The organism is Bifidobacterium ramosum (genome assembly GCF_009299505.1).
Taxonomy (GTDB): Bacteria; Actinomycetota; Actinomycetes; order Actinomycetales; family Bifidobacteriaceae; genus Bifidobacterium; species Bifidobacterium ramosum.
The window spans coordinates 1-15,174 of record NZ_WBSM01000016.1; the positions used below are offsets into that span (position 1 = coordinate 1).

The following is a 15,174-nucleotide window of genomic DNA, read 5'->3' on the forward strand; positions in this document are numbered from 1 at the left end:
TTGATGAGGGGGGTTGGTGGGGGGAGGGGGGTGGATGGTCAGAGGGGGGGAGGTGGGTGATGTTTGGGGATGTGGGGGGTCGGTGTGGGTGTGTGGGGAAGGTTATGGGGGGGGGTTGTAGTGAGTGGTGGTTTCGGTTGGGTGTTTGTTGATTGTAAGCAACATAGGGCCTATTGGATGTCGGAATCGGCTGTATGTCCGTCACAAGAAAACAAACATCAACCGCAACCACCCATCTCAACCACCGACCATCAGACCCATCGCACCCCTCCACAACCGCCCTGCAACGTCCCCAATCGTCACGCCCCTCCCCCTCAACGGACATACAGCCGATTCCGCCCTCCAATCGGCTGTATGTCCGTTTTAGAAAGCAACCATGCATCCGGAAAACGCGAAACCACGATGAAACCCGAAGCTACCAATTATTGATCACTGCAGGTACCCCACTACGTACCCCATAAGTCACGGTTGCACACGTTGAATGGTGTGCCGTCTACCGTGGCCGTCGCCTCGTGATCGCCTATGTGGACGATCACGGTGCGCCCGTTCACGGTCAGGGTGCCGTGCATCGTGATATGATTCATTCTGCAACCTTTGGTTTGCGGTGATGAGCCGCTAGCCACAACAAGGCCCGATGTTCTCAGCGTCGGGCCTTTTCTTATACCGGGCTTACACCCAGTATCGGCCCGTCATATCAACGGGGACGCCGCATGTTACGGCATCGCCCACGACTGTATCAGAACGCTCGAATACACAGCGATGCCGCGCAAATATCGTGCAACGACTGGCAGCATATGGCAGCAGACACGACGCCGCCCCGCTCCTTTCACAACGGACATACAGCCGATTGTGGGTACGAAAACGGCTGTATGTCCGTTGAGGGGATAGAGGTCACAGGGGTGGGACATAGGCCAACGCATCGGCATCGCAATGTCCCACGAACGAAAAAAGGGCTTTCGGAAAGTCCCGAAAACCCTTGGTGGCGGAGTCAGAGGGATTCGAACCCTCGAGCCGCGAAAAGCGACTAACACCTTAGCAGGGTGCCCCTATCGGCCACTCAGGCATGACTCCACTGTTGTGACGCATACGCGACGCAACAGCATGTAACTGTACCATCCTCCGTCGGACAAAACACCGACACCCGGAAGAAAAACGGAAAACTCACGCCGACGGCCCGATCACACCCCGCCGCCGGCCCGGCCCCAGCGCGCCAAACCGTCAGTCCGCCGGCGACTGGTCACCCGAAAACGTCACGATCACCGCCGCGATCACGCATGCCACGCCCACGCACTCCCATACGCTCGGGATCTCGCCGAACGCCAGCCCGATCGCCACCGCGACGGCCGGATTGATCGACTGCATCACCGAAAACGCGCCGGACGTGGTCCGCCGCATCACGATCTGATCGGTCATGTACGGAATGAACGACGCGAACGTCGAGATCAGGAACAGCACGGCGAGCAGCTTCCACGCGCCGCCCGGAGCGGCCGCCCACGTGGCGCCGGCCTTCGGATGGATCACATGCGCGACCGCGCCCGGCCCGAGCACGATCGTCTGCAGCAGCCAGCCGATCGCGATGCCGACGCACAGGTTGTCAAGCGAGTTGCCGCGCGAGGCGATCCGCCGGCCGAGCACGATATACACGCCCCACATCGACCCGCCGAGCAGGATCGCCGCCAGGCCGATCGCGAAATGGCCACCGCCCGCGCCGGCCAGCGACACGCCGGCGAGCAGCACCACGCCGCACGCGGCGATCACGATGCCGAGCCGTTCGCGCCAGCTGCGGCCGGTGATCACGGCCACGCTCAGCGGCCCCATGAACTCGATCGCCACGGCGATGCCCATGTCCATGTTGCTGATGGCCACGTAGAACATCGTGTTCATGAGCACCACGGCGACGCCGCAGCCGGCCACGACGGCCCACCCGCGCACGTCGGACGGCAGTTGGCGGCGTTTCGCGGCGCGCCACGGGCGACGCCACGCCATCATCATCACGGCCATGAATCCGACGCGATACCACACGGCATACAGCGGATCGAGCTGGGTGAACGCGACCTTCGCGATGGCGGTGGCGAGATAGATGATCAGCGCTTCGCCCATCACGATCAGGAAGACGGGGACGCGGTTGAGGGTGGCGAGAATGGCGTGTTTCACAGGATTCAGCGTACTCGGTACGGGTGGTGCGACAGGCCGGTGCGAGGGTGGGCAACCCGGGGTTACCGCGTACCCATACCGCACGACACGCGAGTCGAACATTTGTTCTACCGTGTCGGTATGCTGGCTTCATGAGTACGGCACCGAGGCTGGCCGCCGCCAAGCGGGATTGGGGGCATGACGAGACCGGGTGCACGGTGCTGCATATCGACATGGACGCGTTCTACGCGTCGCTCGAGGTGGCCCGGCACCCCGAGCTCAAGGGCCGTCCTGTGATCATCGGGACGGGCCCGCGGTCGGTGGTGTCCGCGGCGAGTTACGAGGCACGGCGGTACGGGATCAATTCGGCGATGCCGAGCGCCCGCGCACGCCAGTTGTGCCCGAACGGCGTGTTTCTGCCGGTGGACATGACGTATTACCGCATGATGTCGCGGCGGATCTTCACCGAAGTGTTTTCGCAGGTCACCGATCGGATCGAGCAGGTGTCGGTGGACGAGTGCTACATGGACGTGAGCGGCGCACTGCTGCGGTGGGAACGGCCGAGCGCGATCGGCACGTGGCTGCGGAGCGAGGTCGCACGGCGGTATCACGTGACCTGTTCGGTGGGGATCGCCGCGAACAAATTGGTGGCGAAGATGGCGTCGACGAACGCGAAGCCGGACGGCATGCTGCTGATTCCGGTGGCACGGCACGCCGAGTTCGTGCAGATGATGCCGTTGCGCGGCATTCCCGGCATCGGGCCGTCGCTGGAGAAACGGCTGACGGCGTGGGGCGTGCGGTCGGTGGCCGATCTGGCGGCGATGAGCGAGGACGCGTTGACGCGGGCGTGCGGTTCCGCGACGATGGCACGCGGACTGTACGCGGCGGCGCGGGGATTGGACGGACGTGCGGTGACGCCGTATACGCCGGAGAAGTCGATCGGCGCGGAGCGGACGTTCGACGAGGACACGCGCGACATGCGGCGGGTGCGCGCACTGTTGCGATGGGCGTGCGACGACGTGGCCAGTTCGTTGCGGCGGCGCGGGTTGATGGCACGCACGGTGACGGTGAAACTGCGGTTCGCCGATCTGAGTTATATGACGAAGGCGCATACGATGGATCGTCCGTTGGACGCGGCGACCGCGTTGTATCCCGAATGCGTGACGCTGCTGCGGGCGATGCTCGGCGTGCCCGATTACGTGGGCGACGAAGTGCCGCTGCCGCGGGAGATACGATTGGCCGGTATGAGTGCGAGCGGATTGGTGGAGGCGGCCGGCGCGGTGATTCAGCCGACGCTGGATGATGTGATGGAAGAGGCCGGGGTACGGGTCGGAGTCAGCGGTAGCGGCTCAGGCATGGACGTTGGCACAGACATGCGCACGGGAGCTGGCGTGCGCACCGGCACGCACGCGGTGGAAGTTCCCGCGACGGCATCGACCGACCACGGCCACACCGCAACCGGCACACCCCGCGAAACGCGCGCCGATCGACTGCGCGGCGCGGAACAGGCGCTCGACGCCGTCCGTCGCAAGTACGGCACCAAAGCCGCTACCCTCGGCCTCTGATGCACAATCGACAATATCCGCCGCACCCGTTTATTCCCTCCGTCCTTCTCCCCCCTTCTCCCCACCCTCTAACGGACATACAGCCGATTGTGCAGGGCAAATCGGCTGTATGTCCGTTAAGGAAGGAGAGAAAGAAGAAGAGACGCCTTCACTCGCCAAACGTACATACAGCCGATTCACCTTACGTAATCGGCTGTATGTATGTCAAGAAAACCCTCAGGAAAATAGATAGAGCAGTCCCCTCCTAACGGACATACAGCCGATTCACCCCATAAAATCGGCCGTATGTACGCTAGGGAGAAGGGACGTTCTTACTCACCAAACAGACATACATCATCGGCTTTTCCATGCTCACCGTCACGTGAACGTTCCTACACGTCAGACGGACATACATCATCGGCCTTTCCGCGCTCGCCGTCGCATGGACGTTCCTACGCACCAGACGGACATACAGTCGTTTTTTCGGCCGGATCGGCTGTATGTCCGTCAGAAAAGCGGCGTATGTCGCAGAGACGTGAATAAACGATATACGCCGTCCTGTCAACGGACATACAGCCGATCCGGCCGAAAAAACGACTGTATGTCCGTTACAAAGCGACAGCCCTTCTTGAGCAGCTGTATGTCCGTTAGAGGGGAAGTCCAATGAGGAGGGGAAAGGAAAACCAAGAGCGAGTGAAACACTCAGAGCATGAAACACCTAACGTGCTAGGCGCTCGGCGGCGTCGGCGATGGACTCATCGGTGGCGGTGGCGGAGAATCGCAGGTAGCCGGGCGCGCCGTAGAACTCGCCGGGGCTCGCGATGATGCCGATCTGCGCCAGCGCAGCCATATCCTGCCAGCAGTCACCGGACTTCGCCCTGACCCACACATACAACGCACCGTCCGGCATGTTCGTCGCGTACCCATACGCACGCAACGCACCGACTAACGTACCCAGCCGATCACGATACCGGTCATGCTGACGCCGCACCGACTCATGGTCACGCAGTCCGGCGGCCATCGCAGCCTGCACCGGACCGGGAATGATCTGACCGATCTGCTTGCGGTAGGCGGTCATCGGCCCGACCAACGCCGGATCGCCGGCAATGAACGCGGTACGATACCCCGCCATGTTCGACTGCTTACTCAGCGAATACAGTACGAGCACACCGTCGGCTGAACCGCCGCACACCGCATCATCCAACGCGCACGGCGCCGGTACGATGCCGACCAACGGATCACCGGCAACCGTCTTCCCCGCGACCGACGCCACGCCATCCCCCGCAGCAGCAGCGGCGGCACCCCACGTCATCAGCGCATAACATTCGTCCGACAGCACCACCGCGCCGATCTCACGCGCGGCGGCCACGATGCCGGCCATCCGCGCCGCGGACAGCACCTTGCCCGTCGGATTGCACGGCGAGTTCACCCACACCGCGCGCACGCCCGGCACATGCCGCCACGAATCCACGTCGGCCACGTCGTCGACCTTGAGCACGGTCGCACCGGCCAGTTGCGTGCCGATCTCATACGTCGGATACGACACCGTCGGCTGCACGACCACGTCGCCCTCGCCGAAGTGCAGCAGCGACGCCATGAGTGCGACCGCCTCCTTCGACCCGACCGTCGGCACCGCGGCGGCGCCGGTCGCCGCAAGATCGACGCCGCGGCAGTCACGGAACCACTCGGCGATCGCGGACTGCAGATCGGCGGTGCCCACGGTCGCGGGATATCCGTACGCGTTCGGATCGTCGGCAGCGACGGCCAGCGCCTTGCGCACCGGATCGGGCACCGGATCGACCGGGGAGCCGACCGACAGGTCGATCATGCCGCCGAACGCGGCTTTCGCGGTGCGCTTGTAGGCGGCGATACGCGACCAGTCATACGGCGAGGCGAATTCGTGGAAACCCATGGGACATCCTTAGTACAAAAAATGGCCGACGCGCGAGGCGACGGCCATCAGCGAACGCAATACGGAACCGCTCACTGGTTCTGCGGCGGCAGCGCGGCGACCTGCTCCGGGTCCTTGCCGATCGGACCATGCGCGGAGGCACCGCCGAAATCGCCGACCTCGGCGAAGAAGTTCACCGCGGCATCCTTGTACCACGCCCACTCCTCCGGCAGATCGTCCTCGTAGAAGATCGCCTCGGTCGGGCAGACCGGCTCGCACGCGCCGCAGTCGACGCACTCGTTCGGGTTGATGTACAGCGAGCGGGAGCCCTCATAGATGCAGTCGACCGGACACTCGTCCACGCAGGCCTTGTCCTTGACGTCCACGCAAGGCTGAGCGACAACGTATGGCATGGTTTCTCCTTCGTTTTTACTGCATTCAAGGATAGTCCGCCGGCGGGACGGGTCGGCCGGCAACGTACGTGCCGGCACGCACTGTTGCAGTACCGCAACGGCACTGCAACGGCACTGCAACAAGCGGCAAATCACCCTGCTCGCCGCCGCACGAACCGTATGATGGCCGCGGTATCGCATCCGCGCATCACCGTCACGAAAGGACCATCATGAGTCACGAAGCCTGTTCATACTGCGACGAAGGACCGCTGCTCGACGAGTTCGGCATCAAGATCGCCGAACTGCCGGCCAGCAAGGTCGTGCTGTTCAAGGAGCAAAGCCACCGCGGCCGCGTGATCGTCGCGTCGAAGCATCACGTCAGCGAGATCGTGGAGCTCAGCGACGAGGAGCGCAACGCGTTCTTCGCGGACGTGAACCACGTGGCGAAGGCGCTGCACGCGGCGTTCCACCCGGACAAGATCAACTACGGCGCGTACGGCGACACCGGTCATCATCTGCACTTCCATCTCGTGCCGAAGTATCGCGACGACGACTTCGAATGGGGCAGCACGTTCGCGATGAACCCGGGACGCGTCACGCTGGACGAATCGGAGTACGCGCAGCTCGCGCAGCAGATCATCGCGCAGTTGTGAGGGACTCGCCACGCCGCTCCCCTCAGTCAGCTGCGCTGACAGCTCCCCTCAGAGAGGGGAGCCAGGGTACGGTCGGACGGTCACATACGAACACCAGTATCGTCAGATCGTCGCCGACTCGAGATCCAGTTCGCCGGTACCAAGCCGCGCGTGGCGGTAGCTATATCCGAAATACACGCAGAAACCGACGATCAGCCACACCACGAAACGAATCCACGTCAGCACCGACAGATTCAGCATCAGCCACAGATTCGCGAGCGCGATCAGCAGCGGAACCCACGGATTGCCCGGCATCTTGAACGAACGCGGCAGCTCGGGCCGCTTCTTGCGCATGATCGGCACCGACAGCGCCACCAACGTGAACGCCGACAACGTACCGATATTCACCATGTCGCTCAGCACGCCGATATCAAACAGCGCAGCGACCATCGCGACGACCACGCCAACGACGATCTGCAACGCGGCCGGCGTGCCATGCTTGCCGGTCTTCGACAGCCCGCGCGGCAGCAGGCCGTCGCGGCTCATCGCGAACACGACACGTGTCAGGCCCAGCAGCAGCACCATCACCACGGTCGCCAAGCCGAGCACGATACCGAAGCTGATGATCTTCGCGGCCCAATTCGCGCCCACCAGCTCGAACGCGGTCGCCAACGACGGGCTGTCCTGCGCGGCAAGATCCTTGTACGAGACCATGCCGGTAGTCACGATCGCGACGAGCATGTACATGACGATGATCAGCGCCATGCCCACGCCGATGCCGAGCGGCACGTTCCTCTTCGGGTTGACGGTCTCCTCCGACGCGGTGGCGACCACGTCGAAGCCGATGAACGCGAAGAACACGAGCGCCGCGCCCGACAGGATGCCCGGCACGCCGTACACGCTCGGCGTCATGCCGGTGAGGAACTGCCACAGCGGCTGGGTCATCTCGTTGGTGATGGTCGAGCCGGACACCGCGGACGCCGGTTCGGCCGGCGGGATGAACGGCGTGAAGTTGGACGCCTTGACGTAGAAGAAGCCGACGATGACGACGAAAAAGACGATGGCGATCTTGAGCACGGTCATCGCGCCGTCGACGCGGGCGCCGATCTTCGTGCCGAACACGAGCAGCGTGGTGAAGAACGCGACGATGATGATCGGCGCGATATCGATGTGGAACGAACCGAATGTGAGGTTCGTGTTCGCGTTCCAGCCCATGAGTCGCATGAAGTCGTTGAGATACACGCCCCAGTATTTGCTGATGACCGAGCCGGCCATGAGCATTTCGAGGATGAGGTCCCAGCCGATCACCCACGCCATGATCTCGCCGACCGTGGTGTAGGTGAACGTGTAGGCGGAGCCGGCGACCGGGATCATGGACGCGAATTCGGCGTAGCACATAACGGCTGCGCCGCACACGACGCCGGCAATGAGGAAGCTGATGATGACGGCCGGGCCGGCGTGGAACGCGGCAGCCTGCGCGCCGACCGAGAAGATGCCCGCGCCGACCGCAACGGCCACGCCCATGATGGACAGATCCCACCATGTGAGATTGCGTTTGAGCGAGCGGCCTTCCTCGCCGGTTTCGGCGATGGTCTGCTCGACTGATTTCGTGCGGAATACGTGCATGGACATGCGCTTCGCCTCTTCTCTGTCGGCTGCGTTTCGACCGGTGGTCGTGTGATTATCAACAGTCGAGCATAGGCGAAGCGTGTTACATCACGCAAGAGGCCGGTCAGCAGGAAGGGTTGGGGGCTTGCGGCTCGGCTTTCTGCAAACTGAGAGGCAGATTCATCCGATTGCACGGGTCTTTCCGCAAACTGAGAGGCACTGATACCGATATATCCACCCCCGAAAGAGGCCTTCAGGGACGCTCGCGAGGGGGTGCTGGCCGAGCAACTTGCCTCTCAGTTTGCGAGAAGACCCCTGCATCACGCAAAAACTGCCTCTCAGTTTGCGAAAAGGCGGTCAGCGAAGCGGATTCTTGCAACTCCCCGTCACCGCAGATCGAGACCGACGACGACGGGTTCGGGGACGAGCCGGACGCCGAAGGCCGCTTCGACGCCGTCCTGCACGGTGCGCGCGAGGGTCGCGATATCGACGGCGGTCGCGTCACCACGATTGGTCAGAGCGAGCGTGTGCAACGTGGACAGGCCGGCCTGTGCATCCGGGGAGACCTTGAACCCCTTATGGAAGCCGGCATGGTCGATGAGCCAGGCGGCTGAGGTCTTGACGCCCGGCGTGCCGTCGGGCAGCGTCGCGTTGAAACGCGGCGCGTCCTCGGGAAGCCGTGCGGCCGCGGCGGCGGTCAGGATCGGGTTCATGAAGAAGCTGCCGCAACTGTGGCGGTTGTAATCAGGCGCAAGCGGCGCGGTTTCGGCATCGGGGTGATCACTGGATGTGGAAGATCCGGTCGCGGAGGACTCCGCTTGCTTTGCCCTTCGCTGCGCCTCCACGGCGATCGCGATCTGGTCGGCGCGCTTCGTGCCGGCCATCGCCGGATTCGCGTATCGGCCGGCGTCCTCGAGCATGCCCTTGGCGGCGCGTACCTTGAGCACCGCGTCGCGGATCGCCTTCGTCGCCATCCGGTCGCCGACCTCGACGCCGAGCGCCTTCGCCAGCTGACCGTAGCCGACCGTACCGGTCGCACTGTGTCGCAACGCGAAGGTGACCGACAGGACAATGTAGCGCGGCGTCGGGAAGAATTCGGCGGCGGGTGTGGCGGGAGCCGTGTACATACTCGCCTTGAGTTTGCTCATGCGGTATCCGAAGCCCAAGTCGGTGGCCGGAATGTCCATCGTCTTCTTATCGCGACGATCCCAGACCTCGACGGATTCGACGGTCGTGGCGACTTCCTGGCCGTACGCGCCGATGTTCTGTACGACCGACGCGCCGACCGTGCCGGGGATGCCGGACAATCCTTCGACGCCTTCAAGGCCGAGTTCGACGGTGAAGGCTACGAAGTCGTCCCAGTTGCAGCCGGCTTCGGCGTTGACGTGCACGATGCGTTCGCCGTTTTCGACCGGGGCGGCTTCGTCGGGCACGGTGATCTGCCGGCGCGCGTCGCGTACGACCACGCCGTTGAACGGCGCGTCGGCGACGAGCATGTTGGAGCCGCCGCCGATCACGCATAGGGGAAGGCCTTTGGAGTCCGCGTCTTCGACGGCTTCGATGACGCCGACGCGTGACGTGGGTTCGATGAAGCGGGCGATCCGGCCGCCCACGCCGATAGTGGTGATATCCGCAAAAGAAGTCATGCGATCTATCGTACTGTTCATGCCGCGGCTTTGCGACGGGCGATCACGCGCTTCCCCTTTTTTCTCGCTTCCCTCCCCTTCCCTCGCCACTCCCCTCAACGGACATACAGCCGATTCAGACGGTGCAATCGGCTGTATGTCCGTTGAAGAGTGATGACTGAGCGCTTAGGGACCGGCCATATCACTGATTCATTATCACTGATTCATTAACCCCTCCTAACGGACATGCAGCCGATTTCAGCCCTTGAATCGGCTTGATGCCCGTTGGAGGGAGGGAGCACGTAGCAGAAGAGGAAACGCAGCGAAGCAAAGCCCGAAAACGCAAAAACCCGACCGGGAAGGTCGGGTTTGTAAAGATATGAGTAGAACCGGCTCAGCGGGTCTCGCGGTGCACGGTCTGCTTGCCGCAGCGCGGGCAGAACTTCTTCAGCTCAAGACGATCCGGCGTGTTACGACGGTTCTTGGTCGTGATATAGTTACGCTCCTTGCACTCGGTGCATGCCAGCGTGATGCCCGGACGGATCTCGGCGCTCTTGCTTGCCATTTGGTTCACCTCTTGTGTTCGTTGTCCATCGGCAGTGTCGCCGATATTTGTAGCGAGAAAGAGACTCGAACTCTTGACCTTACGATTATGAGTCGTACGCTCTAGCCAGCTGAGCTATCCCGCCAGAGAGCCCCGAGTGAGAATTGGACTCACGACCTCTTCCTTACCAAGGAAGTGCTCTACCACTGAGCTATCGGGGCGTGGCGGATAGTGGATTCGAACCACTGAAGCCGAAGCGACTGATTTACAGTCAGTTCCCTTTGACCGCTTGGGAAATCCGCCATGTTGCCTCAAGCGACCGGGGCCGTAATCGGCAACTCGAATAATATGCCATGAGTCGGCGACGAACGCAAGTCCGGCACGATTACGGCGTGTCGCCAGTGGTTTCAACGGTTCGACCGACGAAACAGCGAGGCCGGCAGAAGAAGAAACTTCACTCGAACATGGATCGGAAGCCGTTCACGGACGATCTTCAACCCGGCCAGCACCCTGTCGACGGACTCACGCAGATCGGTTTCCCGCACGGCGGACCGCGGCGACACGCCGAAGGCGATGGCGGTCACCTGATCGGCGATGACGGCGAGCGAACGATCCGGAGAAGCGAGCGCTCCGGCGATGCGCGATGCGATCGCGTGTTCCGTATCGGACGGCCGCCAGCGCACGCCGGCATCCCACGCGGCGTCGCAGATCTCCGACCATGCGGCGAGCCACGCATCGTCACCGCCAGCCGCAGCCTCGTCGCCACCCATGTCGATCACCCGCAGCCGTCCGCGCCGCCGCCGCAACCGTATGCCGGCGGGCAGCAGCGCCAGTCCGACCAGCACGGCCGCGCCGCCCAGCATCCACAACGCCAGCGCCGCCCACCGAGGCAGATCCAGCCGGTTCCACCATGGCCGTGTCTCGCCCGTCGCCGTGGCGTCGGCGGATTGCGTGGCATCCGTCTGACCATCGGCGCCATCGGCGTTGTCGTCCTGCATGTCGGAGGCGTTGGGATCCGTGGCGTTCGCGTCGGTCGTGTCGTCGGTCGTGGTCGAGTTCGGCGCGGCCGTCGCGTTGCCGGACGTGTTGTCGTCACCGTCGCTTGCACTGCCGTCATCCGACGCGGCGCTCCCGTTCTCGGTCGTGGCGGGCGTCACGTCGAACGGCACCCAGCCGACGCCGTCGATGTACGCGTCCACCCACGCGTGCAGCTGTTTGGCGCGCACTTCGAACTCGCCGTCACCGTTCGTGCCGCCGGCTCCCGCGTTGTAGCCGAGCACCATGCGCGTCGGTACGCCCATCGCGCGGCCCAGCACGGCGAGCGCGGACGCGTAGTGCGCGCAGTAACCGGATTTCGCGTCGAGGAACGTGCTGATGACGTCGAGGTTGGACCGCCCGTCGCCGTCGGGCGAGTCGAGCGAATACACGAATCCGTTGGCCGGATCGGTGAAGTAGTCGACCAGCCAGCGCATCGCCGCGACCTGATGATCGTAGCCGTCGCCGTCCGTGGCGACGCCGTCGGCCTGTGCCTGCCGAACGAGCGCGCGCACGTTCTCCGGCAGATCGTCCGGCAGCGTGCGATAGTGCCGTTTGGCGTACCGGTTCATCGCGTCGACCTGTTCCAGCAGGTACGATGCGGCTTCGCTGGCCCCGCCGCCGGCCGTGCCGATGGTCATGCTGTCGTAGCCGAGTTCGGCGCGCAGCGTGCCGAGCGTCTGGAATTTGCGTTGCAGGTCCGCGTTGCCGGCGAGCGCCTCCGCACTGCGGTAGTCGTCGGCCTCATTGTCGTCGGAGCCGGACATGAGGATCGCGATGGCCGTTTTGCCGTTGTCGTCGGTGCGCAGGGTGACCACCGGTTCGTAGTCGGCGATGAGCAGGTCGTTGCGCAGATCGTCGCCCAGCGAGATGCCGGACAGCGTGGTACCCGGCCCGCGCGACCAGTCCCCTTCCGAACCGCCACCCTCCGAACCGCCGCCGCCCGCCGCACTGCCCCATGTCGCCGTGCCGATGACGTTGCCGGTCGTGTCGAGCACGCTGCCGGTGGGCGCGTCGATATGCACCGGCATGATCAGCCAGTCGCCGTGGATGGATCCGCGCCCGTTGTCGGCCGCCTGCCGGCGCGCCGCGGCACGGTCGCTCCAGGAATGGTAGCGCCGTTGCGCCGATTCCTCGACGGTGCGGCGGATCGATTCGACGACGCTGATCTGGTTCATGCCGGACGTGGAGGAGATCGGCTGCAGTCCGACGCCGACGGCTAGGTACTGCTGCCCTTGTGCGGTGGTGGAGGTGCGGTTGTAGACGGTCGATCCGGCGTGCAACCAGTCGCTGCCGAGTCCGTTACGCAGTATGCCCGTGACGCCGGGCATGGGCAGGAATCGCGAGCGCAGCGTTTCGATGGTGACGTTCGCGACGGTGTTGAATCGGCTGGCGTAGGCGCCATTGGCGGGGTTGATGAGGACGGAGCCGCCCGTGCCGGCGTTGTATGAGTCGCCATCCAGACCTATGCCGTATAGGTACAGGTACATCGACAGCGGGTCCTGAACGATGCGCCGCTGGTCTTCGGGCATGATGTTGCTGGAGTCGAGGCCGAGTTGGATGCCGGAACCGTAGAGGTTCGCGTCGTCGGACAATGCCTCGTCGAAGCTCCATGTGTCGCCGTTGAACTCGTCGAGCGTGGTCATGCGCAGGTAGGTGCGCTGGTAGGCGTCGTACGTGAGCACGATGGTGTCCGATCCGCTCGCCAGCGACCGTTTGAGGTCGACCATCGGGTTGATGGTGTTGGCGGACAGCAGACCGGCCGAGTTGCCGAACGACAACGGCACGGTGTAGGCGAAGTCGATGGCGGCTGGCGTGAGGGCGAGTGATGCGGCGGTGACGACGGCCGTGACGGCGACGGGGACGTGCGCGAGCGAACGTTCAGGGCGGACCATCCACAGGTTGAGCAGGAACACGGCGGCGAGCAGGGCGATGCGCCACCAGTCGCTGGAGTGGCCGACGAGCGCGTAGTCGGCGGCGAAGAGGGCCACCGGCAGGGCCGCGAAGACGGGGGCGACGCGGCGGGAGATGAGGATGAGACGGCAGATGACGGCGATGGCGGCGACGAACAGCACGAGGACGAGGTCGCCGGCCGGCGGGACGACGAGGGGCGGCAGCTGTGAGTCGAGTGCGTCGAAGCCGAGCGTGACCGTGTCGCCGATGAGGCTGAACGGCGTGGCCGCGGCGGATGATGCCGTGGTGGGATCGGTTGCACCGCCGAAAAGCGGCGAGACGGCGGCGGATGATGCGGATGCCGCGTCGGCCGCTGCAGCTGCGTTGATGCGACGGATGGCGGCGAGATCGAACGGCCAGATGCGGGTGACGTCGTGGATGCGGATCGTGGCGATGGCCGCCGCCACACCGGCGACGAGAACGATGACGGCGACGGTGCGCACGACGTATCGGCGGCGTGATCGCACGGGCAGGTTCGCTTCGATCGAGATGACGGCGAACACGGCGGCCGCGAACCATGGCCAGTATCCGGTGCCGGCGATCAGTCCGGTCGTCGCAGCGATCGACAGGCCGAAGTATACGAGCAGCGCGATGGCGGTGAAGGTGCGGGACAATACGGATTGCCTCCGCGATGACGCCAGCTGTGCGACCGTCGTTACGGCGGCTTCATCGCCATCCGGCTCCGCCGCGCTCACGGCGGTCACGCGCACGCGATCACCGCCGACGGCCTGACGCAGCGCGTCGGCCAGCGGACCTTGCGGATCGGCCGTCAGCAGACGCACCGTCACCACACCGGTCTGGCGCATCGCCGCCATTGCGACGCGTGCGGCCAGATTGTCGGGCGCGTCATCCGCGCCGTCGTCCGGCATCGCATGCGATGCGCCATCCGCGCCATTCGCACCGCGAGATGCAGCGGATATCGGCGACATCGCCGCCAACAGCCGCGCGCATCGTTCGGGATCATCGGCGAACCGCACGCCGTCCGTCACGATCAGCCGACGGTCCGACGACAACGATTGCAACAGCGGCAGCACCTGCGCCACCTGCGCATCGACCAACGCGTCGGTCATACGCGCGCCGTCGGCCTGCGACGAACGCACATCGAGCACGACGATCAGCGACGACCGGATATCGCGGCCGGTCTCGCGGGTCATGAGTTCGCCGCGATGCGCGGTGGCCTTCCATGCGACCAGTTTCGGCGGATCACCCGGCGCATACTCCCGTACGCCGCCCGTATCGGCGGACTGGCTGTGCCCCTGCAACCGCTGGTCGACGGCACGTCGGCGGGCGTCGAACGCATCATCCGCCGGCGGCAATACGACCGTCTCGCCGCCGGACGGCATCAGCCGCGACGCGGAGAACAGACCGAACGGATCATGCCAGCGCAGGAACACGGCGGCACACCGATACAGGCCGCGCGACGCCGGCAGCACGCCGATATGGCGACCGGTCACGTGACCATCCTGATCCAGCCGCTCATACTGGCGACGCACGGCCACCGTGCGGGGCAGCATCAGCCGCCGCCACGCCGGTCGCCGCGGCACGCGACGCAACGCCACGGCGCGGCCACCCGGCAGACCATCGATCACGGCACGATCCAACCGTCCGACCAACAGCCATTGCGCCACCGCCAACAGCAACGACACGCCCCAGATCATGGTCACGGCCAACGCAGCGGCCATCAGCGCACGATCATCCAGCAGCAGTCCCATGAACCAGAACGCGGCGTCGCACACCAGCGCGGCGATGCCGGCCGCACTGGGCCGGACCACGCCGTGGCGGCGCCAATGCGAACGGTTCCTGCGAGTCATGGCGGC

Annotated in this window: 9 protein-coding genes and 4 tRNA genes; 2 read left to right on the forward strand and 11 right to left on the reverse strand. The window is 64.4% G+C overall.

Translation table 11 applies throughout. The features are described from left to right. Nucleotides 1–980 precede the first annotated feature (980 nt). Nucleotides 981–1,071: transfer RNA gene (locus DSM100688_RS11090), tRNA-Ser, on the reverse strand. 147 nt (nt 1,072–1,218) lie between these two features. Then, nucleotides 1,219–2,154 (reverse strand): EamA family transporter, encoded by a 936-nt coding sequence (locus DSM100688_RS11095; protein WP_163146842.1) that lies wholly within the window; start codon nt 2,152–2,154, stop codon nt 1,219–1,221. A gap of 131 nt (nt 2,155–2,285) precedes the next feature. On the opposite strand from DSM100688_RS11095, the gene dinB reads away from it, so the two are divergent. Continuing rightward, nucleotides 2,286–3,698, forward strand: coding sequence for a DNA polymerase IV (dinB, locus tag DSM100688_RS11100; protein WP_152359162.1), 1,413 nt, complete (start codon nt 2,286–2,288; stop codon nt 3,696–3,698). Nucleotides 3,699–4,395: 697 nt separating this feature from the next. On the opposite strand, the gene dapC is transcribed toward dinB, so the two are convergent. After that, nucleotides 4,396–5,589, reverse strand: coding sequence for a succinyldiaminopimelate transaminase (gene dapC / locus DSM100688_RS11105; protein WP_152359163.1), 1,194 nt, complete (start codon nt 5,587–5,589; stop codon nt 4,396–4,398). A gap of 71 nt (nt 5,590–5,660) precedes the next feature. Next, a complete protein-coding gene (gene fdxA, locus DSM100688_RS11110; protein ID WP_151916205.1) occupies nt 5,661–5,981 on the reverse strand; it encodes a ferredoxin in 321 nt (106 codons plus the stop codon). A 209-nt stretch (nt 5,982–6,190) separates the two neighbouring features. Here fdxA and DSM100688_RS11115 point away from each other — a divergent pair, with 209 nt between their 5' ends. Further along, nucleotides 6,191–6,613 (forward strand): HIT family protein, encoded by a 423-nt coding sequence (locus DSM100688_RS11115; RefSeq protein ID WP_152359164.1) that lies wholly within the window; start codon nt 6,191–6,193, stop codon nt 6,611–6,613. Between the two features lie 102 nt (nt 6,614–6,715). Here the strand turns inward: DSM100688_RS11115 and DSM100688_RS11120 are convergent, their stop codons facing one another. The 7 genes from DSM100688_RS11120 to DSM100688_RS12260 form a co-directional block, all read right to left on the reverse strand. Continuing rightward, entirely contained in the window at nt 6,716–8,218 is a 1,503-nt protein-coding gene (locus DSM100688_RS11120) for an amino acid permease (RefSeq protein WP_152359176.1), read from the reverse strand. Between the two features lie 368 nt (nt 8,219–8,586). Continuing rightward, complete coding sequence (locus DSM100688_RS11125) at nt 8,587–9,846, reverse strand: UDP-N-acetylmuramate dehydrogenase (protein ID WP_239519356.1); 1,260 nt, start codon at nt 9,844–9,846, stop codon at nt 8,587–8,589. A 373-nt stretch (nt 9,847–10,219) separates the two neighbouring features. Continuing rightward, a complete protein-coding gene (gene rpmG, locus DSM100688_RS11130) occupies nt 10,220–10,390 on the reverse strand; it encodes a 50S ribosomal protein L33 (RefSeq protein WP_152359166.1) in 171 nt (56 codons plus the stop codon). 50 nt (nt 10,391–10,440) lie between these two features. Beyond that, nucleotides 10,441–10,514, reverse strand: a tRNA-Met gene (locus DSM100688_RS11135). A gap of 4 nt (nt 10,515–10,518) precedes the next feature. Then, a tRNA-Thr gene (locus tag DSM100688_RS11140) sits at nt 10,519–10,590 on the reverse strand. Between the two features lies 1 nt (nt 10,591). Beyond that, nucleotides 10,592–10,672 (reverse strand) — tRNA-Tyr (locus DSM100688_RS11145). Nucleotides 10,673–10,776: 104 nt separating this feature from the next. Continuing rightward, nucleotides 10,777–15,168 (reverse strand): transglutaminaseTgpA domain-containing protein, encoded by a 4,392-nt coding sequence (locus tag DSM100688_RS12260; protein WP_152359167.1) that lies wholly within the window; start codon nt 15,166–15,168, stop codon nt 10,777–10,779. Nucleotides 15,169–15,174: the final 6 nt, after the last annotated feature.